Below are 18,352 nucleotides of genomic sequence, written 5' to 3' on the forward strand. Positions count from 1 at the left end.
TCGGGTACCGGATGCGCTAGACTGTCTGGCATGAGGAGTATTTTGACGGGTCTGATCTTGCTGGCAGGGACGGCGGCGGCGCAGGAGCGTCGGCCGAGCCATTGCATCGCCATCGCCCAGAACACCCCCGGAATCCAGTATCTGCACAAGGCGGCGTGGCAGGATCCGGTGCCCGAATTTTCGGTCCGGATCAGCTATGTCGCGCATGCGTCCTTTCTGATCCAGACACCGGGCGGGCTGAACGCGGTGACCGACTATACCGGCTTCATCGGCGGCGCGGACCTGATCCCCGACATCGTGACGATGAACCACGCCCATGACACCCATTGGACCGCCTATCCCGATCCGGCCATACCGCATGTGCTGCCGGGGTGGGGCGAGTTCGGGCAGGGCATCGAACACCACCTCGATCTGGGCGAATTGCTGGTGCGCAACGTTTCGACCGATATTCGGTCCGCGTATGGCGGGGTGGAAGAGCGCGGAAACTCGATCTTCGTGTTCGAGGTCGAAGGCCTGTGCATCGGCCATCTGGGGCATCTGCACCATGTGCCATCCGACGAACAGTTCGCGGCCTTGGGGCGGCTGGACGTGGTCATGGCGGCGGTGGACGGGGGCACGACCATGCCCTTGCCCGAGATGATCTCGGTCCTGCAACGGCTGAAAAGCTCGGTCATCATTCCGATGCACTGGTTCTCGGGATATTCGCTGGACCGGTTCCTGGCCGATATCCGATCCGACTTTCCGGTGCGCCGGGACGGGGTTTCGGAAATCGAAGTATCGCTGCGGACCTTGCCGGACCGCCCGACGGTGGTGGTGCTCGAGCCGCGATACTTGATGGAGCTGGAATAAGCCTTGCCGTCCGCCGCAGGCTTGGGCATGCAGAGGGCATGCATTTGAACCCTGCCGACGAAACCTTTGCCGAAACCATCCGCGCCTGCCTGGGTGACGATATTCTGCGCTCGGTCGAGCCGCGTTATCTGGAAGAGCCGCGCAGCCGCTTTGCCGGGCATGCGGGTCTGCTGGCCTTGCCTCGCACGGTTGAGCAGGTCGCAGCCTTGGTGCGGTTGGCGTCCGAGGCCCTCGTGCCGGTGGTGCCATACGGTGGCGGCACTGGTCTTGTGGGCGGGCAGGTCATGGCGGATGGCCCCGCGCCCCTGATCCTGTCGCTCGAGCGGATGCGCGCGATACGGGCCGTTTACCCAACCGAAAACATCCTGATCGCCGAGGCCGGCGCGGTGCTGGCCGACATTCAGACCGCGGCCGAGACGGCCAACCGGCTGTTTCCGCTGTCGCTGGCGGCGCAGGGGTCCTGCCGGATCGGGGGAAACCTGGCCACCAATGCCGGGGGCGTGAACGTCCTGCGCTATGGCAACGCGCGGGATCTGTGCCTGGGGCTCGAGGCGGTTCTGCCCAACGGCGACATCTGGCACGGGCTGGGGCGGTTGCGCAAGGACAACACCGGCTATGACTTGCGCAACCTGCTGATCGGGTCCGAAGGCACGCTGGGGGTCATCACCGCCGCCTCGCTCAAGCTGTTCCCGCGTCCTGCCGGACTGGGCACGGCGATTTTTCAGGTCACCAGCCCCGAAGCGGCGATCGACCTGCTTGCCCTGGCTCGGGACCATCTGGGCGAAACCGTCAGCGCGTTCGAACTGATCCACAGACAGGGGCTGGATTTTCTGGCAGAGGTCTTGCCGGACGTGCGGCAACCCTTTGACACACCGCCGGAATGGTCAGTCCTGATCGAGCTGGGATTGCCGACCGGGCACGAGCCCGAGGCGGCGCTGGAGTCCTTGTTCGTCGCTGCCGAGGCCCGCAGTCTGGTGTCAGACGGCGTCATCGCCCAGAGCGCCGCGCAGCGCGACGCGCTGTGGTCGGTGCGCGAACGTATCCCCGAGGCGAACCGGTTGATCGGTTCGGTGTCCAGCCATGATATCTCGGTTCCGATTTCGCGGATCCCCGACTTCATCCGGCAAGGCGGCAAGGCGATTGCCGCCCTCGGACCGTTCCGGGTGAACTGCTTTGGTCATCTGGGGGACGGCAACCTGCACTACAACGTCTTCCCGCCCAGAGGCCACAACCGGGGTGAGTTCGATGATCGGCTCGCCGCGATCAAGCGCGCGGTTCATGACCTGGTGCATGAATTTGAAGGATCGGTCAGTGCCGAGCACGGTGTGGGCCGTCTGAAGACCGGTGATCTGGAGCGCTATGGTGATCCGGCCAAACTGTCGGCCATGCGCTCTATAAAGGCTGCTTTGGACCCGCTCGGCATAATGAACCCGGGCGCCGTCCTGTCAGATGCGTGAGTGCGGCCCGGTGCGCCGGGCCGCAACTACCAATCCGTTACGATGCGGGCAGGATAACCTTGTCGATGACGTGGATCACGCCATTACTGGTTTCGATATCTGCCTGAACGACATTTGCGTCATTGACCATGACACCGTTGTCGAGGTCGATTGTGATCTCTCCACCCTGAACGGTGGCGGCGGTCATGTCGTCGGACAGATCACCCGACATCACCTTGCCCGGTACCACGTGGTAGGTGAGGATCGCCACAAGCTGATCCTTGTTCTCGGGCTTCAGAAGCGTTTCCACGGTGCCTTCGGGCAGAGCGGCAAATGCCTCATCGGTGGGCGCGAAAACGGTGAAGGGGCCTTCGCCCTTCAGCGTGTCAACCAACTCGGCCGCCTGTACGGCTGCGACCAGAGTGTTGAAACTGCCGGCGCTTACAGCGGTGTCCACGATGTCCTTGCCGTGGCCGTCGGCCATGGCAGCGGTCGAAAACAGGATACTGGCGACGCCGGCAACAGCGAATTTGCGAAACATGATCTACTTCCCTTGTTGAGGATGTCATCGGCGACATCAGGGGCGATACGGCGACAGGTCGGAAAGGGATCATACGTCGGCGGCAAAAAACCGACTGGAAAACGAACGACCCTGCGCTAAGCGCGCGGTGTTTCCAGCGGCAAGTCACGAAATCGTGACTGTTGTCTGTTCACAGCCCTTCGAATTCGCACAGGACATGGACGTCCATGCCCATCTCCTCCAGCACCTTCCGCCCACCCAGCTCGGGCAGGTCGATGATGAAGGCGCAGCTTACGATTTCACCGCCCAGACGTTCGATCAGCTTGATGCCTGCCGCAGCAGTGCCGCCGGTGGCGAGTAGGTCATCGACCACCAGAACCTTTTCGCCCGGCTGGATCGCGTCATCGTGGATCTCGACGATAGCCTCGCCGTATTCCAGCTTGTATTCCTCGCTGATCGTGGTGCCCGGCAGTTTGCCCTTCTTGCGGATCGGAACGAAGCCGACACTCAGCTGATGCGCGATCGCGCCCCCCAGGATGAAGCCACGCGCCTCGAGCCCCACGACCTTGTCGATGCGTTCGCCGGCATAGGGGTGCAGCATCTGATCGATGGCCATGCGAAACCCACGCGGATCGGCAAACAGGGTCGTCACGTCGCGGAACATGATCCCTTCGTGGGGGAAATCGACGATGGTCCGAATGTAATCCTTGACCGTTTTGCTTCTGGACATGGGGCGACCCTTCTTGCGTCAGAACACGGCGGTGTTTGGCGCATCGCGGCCAGTCATGCAAGCGGCAGTTGCCGGCCTGCGCGTTTTTGCTGCGGAGGGGGCGGCTCAGGCCGGGCGGCGCAGTACCGCCGTGGCCAAGCCCATCCCGATCAGGGTCAGCCCTCCGAAACGGGTCATGCCGGTGATGATGCCGGGGCGGCCGATTACGCGGCGCAGCCGGTCGGCCAGCAGCGCATAGGCCAGGGCGTTCAGCCCGGCCAATCCCACGAAAGTGGCGATCAAAATGGCGAATTGCGGGCCCAACGGCTCGGCCGGGCGCAGGAATTGCGGCACGAAGGCGATGAAGAAAGCGATGGATTTGGGGTTCAGCGCAGTGACAGCGGCCGCATGGCCGAATACGCCGCGCGCGGTGACGGCGCGCTTGGTAGCAACCGCCTGCATACCGCCGGACGGCGCACTGCGCAGCAGCTTGATGCCCAGCCAGACGAGATATGCGGCGCCCACCCATTTCAGCACCGAAAACAGCGTGGCCGACGCTAGCACCAGTGCCCCAAGCCCCAGCAACGACGCGGTCATGGCGATCAGGTCCCCCAGCGCAACCCCTGTGGCCGAGGCCACGGCCACGCTGCGCCCTTTGGACAGCGCATAGCTCAGCACCAACAAAACCGTCGGTCCCGGGATCAGCAGAAGGGCGGTCGAGGCGGCGACAAAGGCCAGCCAAAGTTCAAGATCCATCACGCACCTCAGTCAGATCCGCCGCAGCAAGCCTGAAAAAACACTTGGCCGAAAGGGCCATTCATAACACCCGGCCTGCCACCGCATCCAGCTTGGCCAGCAATAGCGGGTCGCGCTTTTCCGGAGCTGTCAAAATCGCGTGGTCCAGCGCCCGGTCGCAGCCATGCGGGCAGGGCGCGCGGTCTGCTCCCAGCAGGGCGGGCAGGCCTTTGACCAACGCGCGCGCCTTCTCGGCATTACCGGTCAGCGTCGCGATGATCGCGGTCACGTCCACCTCGCCGTGATCGGGGTGCCAGCTGTCATAGTCGGTGACCATCGCTACCGAGGCGTAGCAAAGCTCGGCCTCGCGGGCCAGTTTGGCCTCGGGCATGTTGGTCATGCCGATCACGTCGCAGCCCCACTGCTCGCGGTACATCTTCGATTCCGCCAGCGTTGAGAATTGCGGCCCTTCCATCGCCAGGTAGGTGCCGCCACGGTGCACGGTGATACCGACCGCCCGGGCGGCGGATTCACAGGCATCGCCCAGGCGCGGGCAGGTTGGATGGGCCACGCTGACATGGGCGACGCAGCCGGTGCTGAAAAAGCTTTTCTCGCGGGCGAAGGTGCGGTCGATGAACTGATCCACGATCACGAAATCTCCCGGCGCCATGTGCTCGCGGAAGGACCCGCAGGCCGAAACCGAGATCACGTCGGTCACCCCCAGCCGCTTCAGCGCGTCGATATTGGCGCGATAGGGCACCTCGGTCGGTGAATGCACATGCCCGCGCCCGTGGCGGGGCAGAAAGGCCATCCCTATGCCGTTCAATGTCCCGGTCAGGATCTGGTCGGACGGCGCGCCCCAGGGCGTTTCCACGGTAACCCATTGCGGCGTTTCCAGCCCATCGATGTCATAAATTCCCGATCCGCCGATGACGGCAATCTTCGTCTGGGCCACGTTCGTTCTCCACTGCGATACCTGCCTGTGGGAATTTCTGCGGTCTCATCGGGCATTTGGCAAGGTTTGCCGGTGTTTTTGCGCCCCACAGGGGCCAAAAGGCGCGCGGCCTTGCAGTTTTTGCATGACAGCCTGCCATCGATGGGCTAGCAGACAGCGCCGAAGGCGGGTATACGACCGCCTTCGCGCGAACATTCTGACCCACAGGACCATTTCATGCCCCGAGCCTTGCTGGCAAGCTTTGCCAATCGCCTCGCTATTCCCGATCTGAGCTGGATGCCGGACGAAAAGCTGACCCCCGCCCGCCTGCGGATCGAGCTTCTGTCGGGCCTGACCGTCGCCCTGGCCTTGGTGCCCGAAGCGGTGGCCTTTGCCTTCGTCGCCGGGGTTCACCCTCTGGTGGGCCTCTACGCGGCGTTCCTGGTGGGGCTGATCACCGCGCTGATCGGGGGCCGTCCGGGTATGATCTCGGGCGCAACCGGTGCGCTGGCGGTCGTCATGGTGGCGCTGGTGGCGCAGCACGGGGTCGAATACCTGTTCGCCACGGTGGTCTTGATGGGCATTCTGCAGATCATCGCGGGGGCCATGCACTGGGGCCGGTTCATCCGACTGGTGCCGCATCCGGTGATGCTGGGCTTTGTCAACGGCCTGGCCATCGTAATCTTTCTGGCGCAACTGGGCCAGTTCAAGGTGCCGGGCACGATGGAAAACACTGGCCACGGCATGAGCGGCGGTGAATGGCTGTCCGGGATGCAACTCTATACGATGCTGGGGCTGGTCGCGCTGACCATGGCGGTGATCTGGGTGATGCCGCGCATCACGCGCATCGTGCCAGCGCCGTTGGCGGGCATCGTCGTGGTTGCCGCATTGGTGATCGGCATGGGGCTGGATGTCCCGCGCGTCGGTGACCTGGCCTCGATCGAGGGCGGACTGCCGAAATTCCACATCCCCATGGTTCCGCTGACTTGGGAGACATTGGAGATCATCTTGCCCTACGCCGTGATCCTGGCAGCCATCGGCCTGATCGAGTCTCTGCTGACGCTGAACCTGGTGGGCGAGATTACCGGCAAGCGCGGCGGTGCATCGCAGGAATGCATCGCGCAGGGCACCGCCAACGTCGTGACCGGGTTCTTTGGCGGCATGGGCGGCTGTGCGATGATCGGGCAGTCGATGATCAACGTGAAGTCCGGCGGCCGCACGCGCATCGCGGGGATCGCTGCCGCGCTGTTCCTGCTGGTGTTCATCCTTGTCGGTTCGCCTCTGATCGAACAGATCCCGCTGGCCGCGCTGGTTGGCGTGATGTTCATGGTGGTGATCGGCACCTTCGCCTGGAACTCGTTCAACATCCTGCGCAAGGTACCGCTGACCGACGCCTTCGTCATCGTTCTGGTCACCGTCGTCACCGTGATGGAAGACCTCGCCGTGGCCGTCGTGGTCGGTGTGATCGTTTCGGCGCTGGCCTATGCCTGGAACAACGCCAAGCGCATCCACGCGGTCACCCGCGACTCCGAAACCGAGAAAGGCGCCAAGGTCTACGAGATCAAGGGCCCGTTGTTCTTTGGCTCGTCCGAGGGTTTTGTTGAACTGTTCGATGTCCAGAACGACCCGGAAACGGTGATCGTGGACTTTGCCGACAGCCGAGTGGTTGACCAATCGGCCCTGCAGGCCATCGAAAACGTCGCCGCGAAATACGAGGCGTCAGGCAAGCGTGTCATGCTGCGCCATCTCAGCCGCGACTGTCACAAGCTGCTCAAGAAAGCGGGTCACCTGATGGTCGACAGCGACGATGACCCGGATTACGGCCTTGCGGTCGACTATTCTGTTCGAACCGGCATTCTGGGCGGCCACTGAGGAAATGCGAGGCTCTGCCTCGCGCTCCGGGATATTTACAGCCAGATGAAGAACGCGCGTGTCCTTCATCTGGCCAAAATTATCCCGGGGGAGTCGCGGCCCCGCCGCGGCGGGGGCAGAGCCCCCAAACCCAGCTCAATCGTCTGGACGATTGAGGGAAAACAATTCCGTAACCACCGAGTAGTCGCGATAGCCAAGCCGCGACAATGGTTGAAAGGTGGTGACGTCGAACTTGCCCTCCTTCAGGCAGTCATCGCGCAGGTGCACGCCGATGACCTCTCCGAAAACCACCCGGTTGGCTTGGCCGGGCAACGTGACGATCTGGGTCAGTTTGCATTCCAGCGCGGCAGGGGCGCCTTCGATGCGGGCGCATGGGATGGTTTCGCATTCCACCGGTGTCAAGCCGGCGTGGGCGAACTCGTCCACCTCTTTCGGAAGGCTGGCTGAGCTTGCGTTCATCGCATCCCGATGGGCCTGGGCCACCACGTTGACGCAAAAGACGCCGGTCGCCTCGATATTGGCGATGCTGTCCTTTCCGCTGTCTTGGTCGTGCTTTGTGCCGGTGGAGGCGAACATTACCTGCGGAGGAGTATAGGCGACCCCGTTGAAGAACGAATAGGGCGCCAGGTTGTTGATTCCGTCCGCGCTGCGGGTCGAGATCCATCCGATCGGGCGCGGCGTGATGATGGCGTTGAACGGGTTGTGCGGCAATCCGTGACCGTCTTCGGGGCGATAGAACATCTGATCTCCAAGCGTTTGCTCAAGGCCTAGCGAAGTGCTAGGGCGATTTCCAGAGTCGAAAAGAGGGCCGCGGTGCAGCAGTTCGGGATCAGGCCGGAAGAGCCGGAGGATTGGTGGGAAGTCGAAGCCCTCTACGACCTGTGCTTTGCGCCGGGGCGCGAGGCGCTGTCGTCCTACCGCTTGCGCGACGATGTTCCGCCAGTGTCAGGGCTGTCGATGGTGGCGCGCGACGGGCAGGGGATTTTGGCCGGGGCCATCCGATTCTGGCCCGTTCATGTTGGCGCACACGATGCGCTTTTGCTGGGGCCCGTGGCCGTCCACCCGACCCACCAGGGCGAAGGGTTGGGTGGTTTTCTGATCCGTGAAGGTATCGAAGCGGGGCGGGCCAAAGGGTGGGCGCGGGTCATGCTGGTCGGTGACGCGCCCTACTATTCACGCTTTGGGTTTGCCCGGCTCGAGGGGGTAGAGATGCCGCCGCCAACCAACCCGGATCGTGTGCTTGGCCTGGATTTGGCGCCCGGCGCCTGGAAGGGAATAGGCGGAGTAGTCACGCGTTGGACACGCTGACCTATTGAAAGCGCGCGCACTGATGCCGATCTTTCGGGGGCAGGAGGAGACCGGATGCACGATATTTTGCGAGTGCAGCGCCCTGACCCCGAAGCCGAGCTTGACCGACTTGCGGGATACTATCGCGACGCCGGGGGCGCCGGCGTGAAGTTTCTGAACCGCATGGGCGGATCGGCGGAATCATTGCTCGAGCAATTGCCAGCTCCGGTTCGATCGGGTCTGACGGGGGCCACCGAACAGGCGCTGTGGGTGGCCGTCCGTGCGGCGAACGGATCGCGGCGCGCAGTTCCGGATCAAGAGCCGTGGGTCAACACGATCGTCGCCACCACCATGGGCGCAGTTGGCGGTACGGGTGGCTTGACCACCGCGCTGATCGAACTGCCGGTAACGACGACCATGCTGTTGCGTGCGATCCAGGGGGCTGCCGCCCGCGAGGGGTTCGATCCATCGGCCGAAAACGTCAAGTTCGACTGCGTGCGGGTTCTGTCCGCCGCCGGCCCACTGTCGCATGACGATGGCGCCGACCTGGGTTTCTTCTCGGTGCGCCTGACATTGACCGGCCCGGCGATACAAAAGCTGATCGCGGCCGTTGCGCCCAGACTGTCGGTGGCGCTTGGTCAGAAATTGGCCGCGCAGACCCTGCCGGTGCTTGGGGCCGTTGCCGGGGGCGGCATCAACTATGTCTATTCCCGTTATTACCAGCAGATCGCCCGGGTTCACTTCGGCCTGCGTCGGTTGGCCGTCGACGCCGACATTCCACATGAAGATCTGGTTCAGCGGTTGGAGCGCCGCATAATTGGGTGACAGATCGCCCCAAATTGGACAATTCCGCCTGAAGTGGTAGTTTGAAACTGACCGACCTGCGGGATAAGCGGGCGGTTTAGCAGGAAAATGAGGCCTGTCGAGAGGATGCTGAACGTGAAAGACGCCGGGATTTCGTCGGACGGCGCATTCGCCTCCGAGCCACTGCCGGTCATTCGGCAAGTGGCGGCCTTGTGCCATCGACAGACGCAGGCAGGGCTTGAAGTTCTGTTGATATCTACGCGCGGGTCCGGCCGCTGGATCATTCCCAAGGGTTGGGCAATCACCGGGCTGAGCGACGCGGAGTCCGCCGCGCGCGAGGCTTGGGAAGAGGCCGGCGCGACCGGCCATTGCGACACCCGGCGTATCGGAAGTTTCGCCCATGCCAAGCACCACAAGCGGCTGGGGCGCGTGATGTGTCTGGTCGACGTCTTCCCTCTGCGGGTCACCGAGGTGGCCGAAATTTTCCCCGAGGCCGGTCAGCGGCGCAGGGCATGGTTCAAGCTGGACGAGGGGGCCGACAGGGTTTCCGGGCGGGACCTGTCCGCATTGCTCCGGGGCTTTTCGCCTGCTGAGGCCCGTGGCTCAGCGAGAAAGGCTTGATATCGCCATGTCTGACGGTATCTATTCAACAACCGACTTTTGGGACGCAAGATGATTCAATACGCCCTGAAATGCAGCAACGGTCACGGGTTCGACAGCTGGTTCCAGTCGGCCGATGCCTATGGCAAGCTCGCCAAGGCGGGCATGGTATCCTGCGCGCAATGCGGCTGCACGTCTGTTGAAAAAGCGATCATGACGCCTCGCGTGCAAACAGGGCGCACGGCCGAATCCCAAATCCCGCGATCCGCCCCCGACCCTGGCGCAGCTCCGTCCCGTGTCGAAATCGAACGCGTTCTGAAAGAGCTGCGCACCAAGGTCGAGGCCAACTCCGACTACGTCGGGCGGGATTTCGCGCGCGAGGCCCGCAAGATTCATCTGGGCGAAGCACCCGAGCGTCCCATATATGGCGAGGCCAGGTTGGAGGAGGCGAAGGCGCTGATCGAAGATGGTGTGCCGGTGGCGCCTCTGCCTTTCGTGCCCAGCCGAAAGACGAACTGAGCGATGCATGTTCTGATCACCGGCGCCAATCGGGGGATCGGACGGGCTCTGGCCGATCTCTACAAAGGGCAGGGCCACCAAGTCACCGGCACCGCCCGCGATGGCAGTGCCAAGGTCAAACTGGACGTGACCAATCCGGCCGATCATGCGGCGATGGCGCGCGCGCTGCACGGGCAACCGGTTGACCTGCTGGTGTGCAACGCGGGCGTCTATCTGGACAAGGGCCAGACGATCGAGGGCTATCCGGCCGAGATGTGGGCCCAGACCTTCGCCGCCAATGTGACCGGCGTGTTTCTGACTATTCAGGCCCTGCTGCCCAATCTGCGGGCCGCCCGCGGCAAGATCGCGATCATCTCGTCGCAGATGGCCTCGCACACACGGGCGCCAGGAGGGAGTTATATCTATCGTGCTTCAAAGGCCGCCGCGCTGAATCTCGGGCGCAACCTGGCGGTCGATCTGAAGCGGGACGGCATCGCCGTCGGTATCTATCACCCCGGATGGGTGCGGACGGACATGGGCGGTCAGGCCGCCGACATCACCGTCTCACAGGCCGTTGCCGGGCTGGCTGAGCGTTTCAAGGCGCTAAGCCTGGATACCACCGGATGTTTCGAAACGTGGGATGGGCAGGCGCATCCTTACTGAGCTGCCAGCGCTGCTTTGGGAATCTCGTAGACTTCACCGGGATCGATGAAGATCACCAGAATATCGCCGCGAGTTTCCGACGTGATCTGTGCGGTTGCGCTGCTGGAATCCGGCTTTCCATCGGTGAAATAGATGCGGCGCACCTCGCCAGTGGGCAGTTGTACCGCCAGCGTGGCGGTTCCGTCCTCTTTACGGCGCAACTCGGCCGGGCAGCTTTGCAGGGGTTGGCCGGACAGGGCGGTGCAAGGCACGGTTCCCAAGGCGTTTTGACCATCCGTGCCGGACAGGGTGGCCACCTGGGCCACCGCAGGCGTGGACATCAGGGCAAGGGCGGAAACGAAACGCAGCATGAAAAACCTCTTGGTGTAAACGGCTGATCCCACGCTGGCATTGCCGGCACCGGTTGTAAAGCGGCCGCGCGCCGCAGGGCGCGCCCCTTTGCACTCTTGCCCTATCGGGTCCCCTCGCATAAGACGCACGGGACCGGAAATCCAAGGCGCGGAGACATTTGCCCCCATGCCCGTACTCGTGATGAAATTCGGCGGCACATCCGTCGCCAACCTCGACCGCATCCGCCGCGCGGCCAAGCGCATCGGCGTCGAAGTGGCCAAGGGCTATGACGTCATCGTCATCGTGTCGGCCATGTCGGGCAAGACCAACGAACTGGTGGGCTGGGTTGACGAGATCTCGCCACTGTATGACGCGCGCGAATATGATGCCGTGGTTTCCTCGGGCGAGAATGTCACCGCCGGTCTGATGGCACTGACCTTGCAGGAAATGGACATCCCCGCCCGCAGTTGGCAGGGCTGGCAGGTGCCGCTGCTGACCGATGGCGCCCATTCGGCGGCGCGGATCCTGGACATTCCGACCGACAACATCAACCAGAAGTTCGGCGAGGGCATGAAGGTCGCCGTGGTGGCGGGTTTTCAAGGCCTCAGCCCCGAGGGGCGGATCACCACGTTGGGTCGGGGTGGCTCGGACACCACCGCAGTGGCTTTTGCCGCGGCCTTCGACGCCGAACGCTGCGACATCTACACGGATGTGGATGGCGTCTATACCACCGATCCGCGCATCTGCGAGAAGGCGCGCAAGCTGGACAAGATCTCGTTCGAGGAAATGCTCGAACTGGCCTCGTTGGGGGCCAAGGTGCTGCAGACCCGCTCGGTCGAGCTGGCGATGCGGTACAAGGTGAAACTGCGTGTTCTCTCGAGCTTCGAGGAACAGTCCGACGAGGCCGGAACCCTGGTCGTCGACGAGGAGGAAATCATGGAATCCAATGTAGTCTCGGGTGTGGCCTATTCGCGGGACGAGGCCAAGATGACCGTCGTGTCGGTCGCCGACCGCCCCGGCATCGCCGCGATCATCTTCAACGCGCTCAGCGATGAGGGGATCAATGTCGACATGATCGTGCAGAACATCTCGGACGAGGGGCGCACGGACATGACCTTCTCCTGCCCAACCAACCAGGTGGCGCGCGCCGAAAAGGCGCTGCTGGCGGTCAAGGAGCGTGGTGATCTGAACTATGCCGAACTGGTCGCCGATACCGATGTGGCCAAGGTTTCGGTTGTGGGAATCGGCATGCGCTCGCAGTCGGGCGTGGCGGCCAAGATGTTCAAGGTACTCTCGAATGAGGGGATCAACATCAAGGTCATTACAACCTCCGAGATCAAGATTTCCGTGCTGATCGACCGGAAATACATGGAACTTGCCGTTCAGGCGCTGCATGATGCCTTTGAACTGGACAAGGCGGCCTGAGCGTTTCGGCCAAGGTCCCGCCTGACACCGCAGGATAGACCGGGCGATGGCAGACGGAATGGAAACGGAATCCCGCAAGCTGCTGGGGCGGCTGCGCGAGGAGATGGCAAGCGAGGCGGCCGGTCAGGAGCGTCTTGACCGGATCACGCACCTGATCGCGGACAGCATGCGGTGCGAGGTGTGCTCGATCTACCTGTTCCGCGACGACGAAACCCTTGAACTCTGCGCGACCGAAGGGCTTGCCCCTGAAGCTGTGCACCAGACCCGCATGCGACTGGGCGAGGGCCTGGTGGGGCGCGTGGCCAAGTTCGGCAAGGTGATCAATACAGCCGATGCGCCTTCGGAAAAGGGTTTCCGCTACATGCCGGAAACAGGCGAGGAGCGGTATTCGTCGTTCCTGGGCGTGCCGATCCAGCGGCTGGGCCAGAAGCTGGGCGTTCTGGTCGTGCAGTCGCGCGACGCGCGCGAGTTTTCCGCCGACGAGGTCTATGCGCTGGAAGTGGTCGCGATGGTGCTGGCCGAGATGGCCGAGCTGGGCGCCTTCGTGGGCGAAGGGGCGGCCTTGTCGCCGTTGCACCAGCAATCGCGGCTGTTGCGGGGTGGGCCCGCGCAGGAAGGGTCGGCCGAAGGTCATGTTTGGCTGCACGAACCGCGCGTCGTGGTCACCAACCCCATCGCCGATGATCCGCACCGCGAGCTTGAGCGCCTGAACGCGGCGGTCGAAGAACTGCGCGTGGGCGTCGACAAGATGCTGGAAATCTCGCGGGGCGGCGATACCGAACAGCTGCAGGTCCTGGAAGCCTATCGGATGTTTGCCAATTCCAAGGGCTGGATGCGGCGGATGGAGGAGGACATCGCCCGCGGCCTCAGCGCCGAGGCGGCGGTTGAAAAGGAGCAGTCGCAGGCCCGCGCTCGGATGAACCAGGTCACCGACCCTTATCTGCGCGAACGGCTGGCCGATCTGGACGATCTGTCGAACCGCCTGCTGCGCATTCTGACGGGGCAGGGCCGCGACAACGGCAAGGAGATGCCGCCCGATCCGATCCTCGTGGCGCGCAATATAGGCCCCGGCGATCTGCTTGAATATGGTCGGTCGCTGAGGGGCATCGTGCTCGAGGAAGGCTCGGTCGGCAGTCATGCCACCATCGTCGCCCGCGCCTTGGCCATCCCGCTGGTTGTGCATGTGGGCCGGATCACGACCGAGGCTTTGAACGGCGACCACATTTTGGTCGATGGCGACGAGGGGGTGGTGCATCTGCGCCCCGAGGATACCGTGGTCAGCGCCTTCCGCGACAAGATGGCCATGCAGGCCGAAGCGCAGAAACGCTATGCCTCGATCCGTGAAACCCCGACCGTGACCAAGGATGGCGAGCGGATAAACCTGGTGATGAATGCCGGCCTGATGGCCGACCTGCCGTCGCTCAAAACGTCTGGGGCCGAGGGCGTTGGCCTGTTCCGCACCGAATTGCAGTTCCTGATCCGCAACCAGATGCCGAAGCGGTCCGAACTGGTGGCGCAGTACAAACGCGTTCTCGATTCGGCCGATGGCAAGCGCGTGGTATTCCGAACGCTGGATATCGGGTCGGACAAGGTGCTGCCCTACATGAAGCATGTCGCCGAGCCCAACCCGGCGCTGGGCTGGCGCGCCATACGCGTGGGCCTGGACAAGCGCGGGGTCATGCGCATGCAGCTGCAAGCGCTGATCCGCGCCGCGGAGGGGCGACCGTTGACGGTGATGTTCCCCTTCGTGGCGCAAGCCGATGAATACCGCGAGGCCCGGTGGGAGGTGAACAAGACCATCGAGCGCGAAAAGCGCCTGGGCCATGTTCTGCCTGAAACGCTTGAAATCGGGGCGATGTTGGAAACACCGTCGTTGGCCTTTGCCCCCCAGAAATTCTTTGATGAGGTCGATTTCATCTCGATCGGTGGCAACGACCTGAAACAGTTCTTCTTCGCCGCCGACCGCGAGAACGAGCTGGTGCGACGCCGCTATGACACCCTGAATGTCAGCTTCCTCAGCTTGATCGAGCGCATCGTCGAACGGTGCGGAATTTCCGACACGCCGCTGAGTTTCTGCGGCGAGGATGCCGGCCGCCCGATCGAGGCGTTGTGCCTGGCGGCGATGGGCATCCGCACCCTGTCAATGCGCCCGGCCTCGATCGGCCCGGTCAAGAGCCTGCTGCTGCGGTCCAACCTGCAGGAGGTCCGCAAGATCATCGCCGACGCCCGCCATCGCGGCGAACAATCGGTGCGCCCGGCGATCATGGAGTATCTGCGCGCCAACGGCTGAAGGCATGATGGCCGCGAAAAAGGGCCCGTTAGCGAAATCCGGGCTTGCTTTTTGGGCTTGGTCTTTCTATCCAAGCCACAAATGTTAGCGGTAACAGGGTGTCTGGCTGCAGACTGCGCCGGATGGTCCGAAAAAGGGAGCCAGCCATGGTTTCACGCGTAATCCCCGTAGATCCATTCGATCTGGTCCTGTTCGGCGCGACCGGAGATCTGGCCCAGCGCAAGATCCTGCCGGGCCTCTACCATCGGTTCGAAGTGGGGCAGATGCCCGAAGATGCGCGCATCATCGGGACCGCGCGGTCGGATATGGACGATGACGGGTTCCGCGCGCAGGTGCGCAAATCGATGAAGGAATTCGCGCCGTCCTTCAAGAAAGACGTTCTGGACCGGTTCCTGGCCCGGGTCGAATACGTGCCCGTGGATGCGCTGGGCGAAAACGGCTGGGACAAGCTGGCCAAGTCACTGCGCCCCGACGTGGTGCGCGCCTTTTACCTGTCGGTCGGTCCGAAACTGTTTCCCGGCATCGCGCAGCGCCTGCATGATCACGGGCTTGCCACGCCCGACAGCCGCATCGTGGTCGAGAAACCCTTTGGCCATGACCTGGCCTCGGCCAAGGCGCTGAACGAAGGTTTGCGCGCCTGTTTCGAAGAACATCAGATCTATCGGATCGACCATTACCTAGGCAAGGAAACGGTGCAGAACCTGATGGCGCTGCGCTTTGCCAACTCGCTGTTCGAACCGCTGTGGAACGCGACCCACGTGGATCATGTCCAGATCACCGTGGCCGAAACCGTCGGGGTCGAAGGGCGTGGCGCCTATTACGACCAGTCCGGCGCGATGCGGGACATGGTGCAGAACCACCTGGTGCAGCTTTTGTGCCTGACTGCAATGGAGCCGCCTTCGACCTTTTCGCCCAACGCGGTGCGCAGTGAAAAGGTCAAGGTGATCGAAGCACTGGAACCTGTGGCCTCGACCGACATCGCCCGCGGCCAGTACCGGGCGGAAAAGGGCGGCGACGGGTATGTCGATCATGTGGGCAACCCTGACAGCCTGACCGAAAGCTACATCGCGCTGAAGGTGCGCGTAGGTAACTGGCGCTGGGCGGGAGTTCCGTTCTATCTGCGCACGGGCAAGCGTCTGCGCGCGCGTGAATCCGAAATCGCGGTGTTTTTCCGCGACCCGCCGCACACGATCTTTCCCAATGTCGGCCCGCTGCACGGCAACGTGCTGGTGATCCGCCTGCAGCCCGACGAGGGCATCACCCTGCGCACCACGATCAAGGATCCCGGCCCGGGTGGCTTCCGCCTGACGGATGTGGCGCTGGACATGAGCTTTGCCGAGGCGCTGGGTGCCGATGTGCGCGCGCAGGACGCCTATGAGCGGCTGGTGATGGACGTGATCCGCGGGGACCAGACCCTGTTCATGCGCGGCGACGAGGTCGAGGCCGCCTGGGCCTGGGTCGATCCCATCATCAAGGGCTGGGAAGAGCGCGGCGACCGTCCCTCGCGCTATGATCAGGGCAGTTCCGGCCCGGAAGACGCATTGATGCTGATGCATCGCGACGGACGCCGCTGGCGCCAGATCGGAGGTTGAGATGGTTCACAACGTCATCACCGATGTCACCCAAAGAATAATCGAGCGTAGCGCCGATCCCCGCCGCACCTATCTGCAGCGGATGGAGCAGGCTCGGTCCGAAGGGCCGGCACGCGCGCATCTGTCCTGCAGCGGCCAGGCCCACGCCTATGCCGGGGCAGGGGCCGATCAGCAGACGCTGGCCACCACCAGCGTGGGCAATCTAGGCATAGTCACCGCCTATAACGACATGCTGTCGGCGCATCAGCCGTTCGAGCGCTATCCCGAACTGATCCGGCGCGCGGCCCGTGCCGCGGGCGGCACCGCGCAGGTGGCGGGCGGGGTGCCGGCCATGTGCGACGGGGTCACGCAAGGTGAGGCCGGGATGGAACTGTCGCTGTTCTCCCGCGACGTGATCGCGCTCGCGGCGGCGGTGGCGCTCAGCCACAATACATTTGACGCGGCGGTGTTCCTGGGGGTCTGCGACAAAATCGTGCCGGGGCTGGTGATCGCAGCGCAGAGCTTTGGCCATCTGCCGGCGGTGTTCCTGCCCGCCGGCCCGATGACCAGCGGCCTGCCCAACGACGAAAAGGCCAAGGTGCGCCAGAAATTCGCCGCCGGCGAAGCCACGCGCGAAGAACTGATGGCCGCCGAAATGGCCGCCTATCACGGGCCGGGCACCTGCACCTTCTACGGCACCGCCAACACCAACCAGATGTTGATGGAGTTCATGGGCCTGCACCTGCCGGGCTCTAGCTTCGTCAACCCCAACACGCCGCTGCGCGATGCGTTGACCGAGGAAGGCGCCCGCCGTGCCCTGTCGCTCAGCGCGCTGGGCAACAATTACTCGCCGGTGTGTCAGATCCTCGACGAACGGGCTTTCGTGAACGGCATTGTGGGGCTGATGGCCACGGGCGGGTCGACCAATCTGCTGATCCACCTGATCGCCATGGCCCGTGCCGGGGGTATCGTGCTGGACTGGCAGGATTTCTCGGACATCTCGGGCGTCGTGCCCCTGGTCGCGCGGGTTTATCCCAACGGTTTGGCCGACGTGAACCATTTCCATGCCGCGGGCGGGCTGGGGTATGCCATCGGCACGTTGCTGGACGAAGGCCTGTTGCATCCCGACACGCTGACCGTGGCGGGGCAGGGGCTGCATCATTACACGCAGGAACCCAAGCTGATCGATGGCGCGCTGGTCTGGGAGGACGGCGCCGGCCACAGTCTGAACGAAAAGATCCTGCGCCCTGCCAATGACCCGTTCCAGCCCACCGGTGGCCTGTCGCGCCTGAGCGGCAATCTGGGTACCGGCGTGATGAAGGTCTCGGCCGTGGCGCCCGAACACCAGGTGGTCGAGGCCCCTGTGCGCGTCTTCCACGACCAGGACGAGGTCAAGGCCGCGTTCAAGGCCGGCGAGTTCACCGGCGATGTCATCGTCGTGGTCCGCTTCCAGGGGCCCAAGGCCAATGGCATGCCAGAGCTGCACTCGCTGACGCCGATCCTGTCGATCCTGCAGGGGCGCGGGCAGAAGGTGGCTCTGGTGACCGATGGCCGCATGTCGGGGGCCTCCGGCAAAGTGCCCGCGGCGATCCATGTCTGCCCCGAGGCGCTGGATGGCGGCCCGATCGCCAAGCTGCGCGATGGCGACCTGCTGCGCGTCGACGCGGTGCAGGGTCAGCTTGAAATCCTGACCCCCGGCGTGCTGGACCGCCCCGTCGCCACCGCCGATCTTTCGGCGCATCAATACGGGGTCGGCCGCGACCTGTTCACCACGTTCCGCAACGCCGTCGGCTCGGCCGATGCCGGTGCCAGCATTTTCGGAGCCTGAT

At 63.6% G+C, this 18,352-nt stretch carries 18 protein-coding genes; 12 read left to right on the forward strand and 6 right to left on the reverse strand.

Features of this window, described 5'->3' with window-relative positions; all coding sequences use genetic code 11:
• Positions 1-30 precede the first annotated feature (30 nt).
• Both AC2FMM_RS01415 and AC2FMM_RS01420 read left to right on the forward strand, forming a co-directional pair.
• A complete protein-coding gene (locus AC2FMM_RS01415; protein ID WP_496681447.1) occupies positions 31-849 on the forward strand; it encodes an MBL fold metallo-hydrolase in 819 nt (272 codons plus the stop codon).
• 38 nt (positions 850-887) lie between these two features.
• A complete protein-coding gene (locus AC2FMM_RS01420) occupies positions 888-2,306 on the forward strand; it encodes an FAD-binding oxidoreductase (RefSeq protein WP_496795593.1) in 1,419 nt (472 codons plus the stop codon).
• Between the two features lie 37 nt (positions 2,307-2,343).
• Here the strand turns inward: AC2FMM_RS01420 and AC2FMM_RS01425 are convergent, their stop codons facing one another.
• From AC2FMM_RS01425 to AC2FMM_RS01440, 4 genes are all read right to left on the reverse strand, one after another.
• Entirely contained in the window at positions 2,344-2,826 is a 483-nt protein-coding gene (locus AC2FMM_RS01425; RefSeq protein ID WP_005977763.1) for a fasciclin domain-containing protein, read from the reverse strand.
• Positions 2,827-2,995: 169 nt separating this feature from the next.
• A complete protein-coding gene (locus AC2FMM_RS01430) occupies positions 2,996-3,535 on the reverse strand; it encodes an adenine phosphoribosyltransferase (RefSeq protein ID WP_170337941.1) in 540 nt (179 codons plus the stop codon).
• 105 nt (positions 3,536-3,640) lie between these two features.
• A complete protein-coding gene (locus AC2FMM_RS01435; protein WP_496795594.1) occupies positions 3,641-4,270 on the reverse strand; it encodes a LysE family translocator in 630 nt (209 codons plus the stop codon).
• Between the two features lie 61 nt (positions 4,271-4,331).
• Positions 4,332-5,204, reverse strand: coding sequence for an S-methyl-5'-thioadenosine phosphorylase (locus AC2FMM_RS01440; protein ID WP_496688436.1), 873 nt, complete (start codon positions 5,202-5,204; stop codon positions 4,332-4,334).
• A gap of 216 nt (positions 5,205-5,420) precedes the next feature.
• On the opposite strand from AC2FMM_RS01440, the gene AC2FMM_RS01445 reads away from it, so the two are divergent.
• Positions 5,421-7,055, forward strand: coding sequence for a SulP family inorganic anion transporter (locus tag AC2FMM_RS01445; RefSeq protein ID WP_496795595.1), 1,635 nt, complete (start codon positions 5,421-5,423; stop codon positions 7,053-7,055).
• A 135-nt stretch (positions 7,056-7,190) separates the two neighbouring features.
• Here the strand turns inward: AC2FMM_RS01445 and AC2FMM_RS01450 are convergent, their stop codons facing one another.
• A complete protein-coding gene (locus AC2FMM_RS01450; RefSeq protein ID WP_496795596.1) occupies positions 7,191-7,796 on the reverse strand; it encodes a flavin reductase family protein in 606 nt (201 codons plus the stop codon).
• Between the two features lie 72 nt (positions 7,797-7,868).
• Here AC2FMM_RS01450 and AC2FMM_RS01455 point away from each other — a divergent pair, with 72 nt between their 5' ends.
• The 5 genes from AC2FMM_RS01455 to AC2FMM_RS01475 all read left to right on the forward strand — a co-directional run bounded on the left by AC2FMM_RS01455 (position 7,869) and on the right by AC2FMM_RS01475 (position 10,907).
• Positions 7,869-8,363 (forward strand): GNAT family N-acetyltransferase, encoded by a 495-nt coding sequence (locus AC2FMM_RS01455; protein WP_496795597.1) that lies wholly within the window; start codon positions 7,869-7,871, stop codon positions 8,361-8,363.
• Between the two features lie 54 nt (positions 8,364-8,417).
• Positions 8,418-9,167, forward strand: coding sequence for an EcsC family protein (locus AC2FMM_RS01460; protein WP_496713060.1), 750 nt, complete (start codon positions 8,418-8,420; stop codon positions 9,165-9,167).
• Positions 9,168-9,281: 114 nt separating this feature from the next.
• Positions 9,282-9,767, forward strand: a complete 486-nt coding sequence (locus AC2FMM_RS01465; protein WP_496713058.1) for an NUDIX hydrolase — start codon at positions 9,282-9,284, stop codon at positions 9,765-9,767.
• A gap of 51 nt (positions 9,768-9,818) precedes the next feature.
• Positions 9,819-10,265, forward strand: coding sequence for a DUF1178 family protein (locus AC2FMM_RS01470; protein WP_496795598.1), 447 nt, complete (start codon positions 9,819-9,821; stop codon positions 10,263-10,265).
• Between the two features lie 3 nt (positions 10,266-10,268).
• A complete protein-coding gene (locus AC2FMM_RS01475) occupies positions 10,269-10,907 on the forward strand; it encodes an SDR family oxidoreductase (RefSeq protein ID WP_496743195.1) in 639 nt (212 codons plus the stop codon).
• Here the strand turns inward: AC2FMM_RS01475 and AC2FMM_RS01480 are convergent.
• A complete protein-coding gene (locus tag AC2FMM_RS01480) occupies positions 10,901-11,257 on the reverse strand; it encodes a hypothetical protein (RefSeq protein ID WP_496683357.1) in 357 nt (118 codons plus the stop codon). The genes AC2FMM_RS01475 and AC2FMM_RS01480 overlap by 7 nt on opposite strands.
• Before the next feature lie 166 nt (positions 11,258-11,423).
• Here AC2FMM_RS01480 and AC2FMM_RS01485 point away from each other — a divergent pair, with 166 nt between their 5' ends.
• The 4 genes from AC2FMM_RS01485 (at position 11,424) to edd (ending at position 18,351) form a co-directional block, all read left to right on the forward strand.
• The gene (locus tag AC2FMM_RS01485) at positions 11,424-12,662 is read left to right on the forward strand and encodes an aspartate kinase (protein WP_496795599.1); all 1,239 of its coding nucleotides are present in this window, start codon (positions 11,424-11,426) and stop codon (positions 12,660-12,662) included.
• Positions 12,663-12,708: 46 nt separating this feature from the next.
• Positions 12,709-14,952, forward strand: coding sequence for a phosphoenolpyruvate--protein phosphotransferase (ptsP, locus tag AC2FMM_RS01490; RefSeq protein ID WP_496683355.1), 2,244 nt, complete (start codon positions 12,709-12,711; stop codon positions 14,950-14,952).
• Positions 14,953-15,098: 146 nt separating this feature from the next.
• Positions 15,099-16,544, forward strand: coding sequence for a glucose-6-phosphate dehydrogenase (gene zwf, locus AC2FMM_RS01495; protein WP_496795600.1), 1,446 nt, complete (start codon positions 15,099-15,101; stop codon positions 16,542-16,544).
• 1 nt (position 16,545) lies between these two features.
• Positions 16,546-18,351, forward strand: coding sequence for a phosphogluconate dehydratase (gene edd / locus AC2FMM_RS01500; RefSeq protein WP_496743193.1), 1,806 nt, complete (start codon positions 16,546-16,548; stop codon positions 18,349-18,351).
• The last annotated feature ends 1 nt before the right edge of the window (position 18,352 follow it).

The organism is Ruegeria sp. BHSC043 (genome assembly GCF_059612985.1).

Coding starts and splice junctions, on each gene's coding strand:
- AC2FMM_RS01480 (WP_496683357.1), bottom strand. CDS start 11,257: ATGCTGCGTTTCGTTTCCGCCCTTGCCCTGATGTCCACGCCTGCGGTG.
- AC2FMM_RS01450 (WP_496795596.1), bottom strand. CDS start 7,796: ATGTTCTATCGCCCCGAAGACGGTCACGGATTGCCGCACAACCCGTTC.
- AC2FMM_RS01470 (WP_496795598.1), top strand. CDS start 9,819: ATGATTCAATACGCCCTGAAATGCAGCAACGGTCACGGGTTCGACAGC.
- AC2FMM_RS01435 (WP_496795594.1), bottom strand. CDS start 4,270: ATGGATCTTGAACTTTGGCTGGCCTTTGTCGCCGCCTCGACCGCCCTT.
- AC2FMM_RS01485 (WP_496795599.1), top strand. CDS start 11,424: ATGCCCGTACTCGTGATGAAATTCGGCGGCACATCCGTCGCCAACCTC.
- AC2FMM_RS01420 (WP_496795593.1), top strand. CDS start 888: ATGCATTTGAACCCTGCCGACGAAACCTTTGCCGAAACCATCCGCGCC.
- ptsP (WP_496683355.1), top strand. CDS start 12,709: ATGGCAGACGGAATGGAAACGGAATCCCGCAAGCTGCTGGGGCGGCTG.
- AC2FMM_RS01430 (WP_170337941.1), bottom strand. CDS start 3,535: ATGTCCAGAAGCAAAACGGTCAAGGATTACATTCGGACCATCGTCGAT.
- edd (WP_496743193.1), top strand. CDS start 16,546: ATGGTTCACAACGTCATCACCGATGTCACCCAAAGAATAATCGAGCGT.
- AC2FMM_RS01415 (WP_496681447.1), top strand. CDS start 31: ATGAGGAGTATTTTGACGGGTCTGATCTTGCTGGCAGGGACGGCGGCG.
- AC2FMM_RS01460 (WP_496713060.1), top strand. CDS start 8,418: ATGCACGATATTTTGCGAGTGCAGCGCCCTGACCCCGAAGCCGAGCTT.
- zwf (WP_496795600.1), top strand. CDS start 15,099: ATGGTTTCACGCGTAATCCCCGTAGATCCATTCGATCTGGTCCTGTTC.
- AC2FMM_RS01475 (WP_496743195.1), top strand. CDS start 10,269: ATGCATGTTCTGATCACCGGCGCCAATCGGGGGATCGGACGGGCTCTG.
- AC2FMM_RS01445 (WP_496795595.1), top strand. CDS start 5,421: ATGCCCCGAGCCTTGCTGGCAAGCTTTGCCAATCGCCTCGCTATTCCC.
- AC2FMM_RS01425 (WP_005977763.1), bottom strand. CDS start 2,826: ATGTTTCGCAAATTCGCTGTTGCCGGCGTCGCCAGTATCCTGTTTTCG.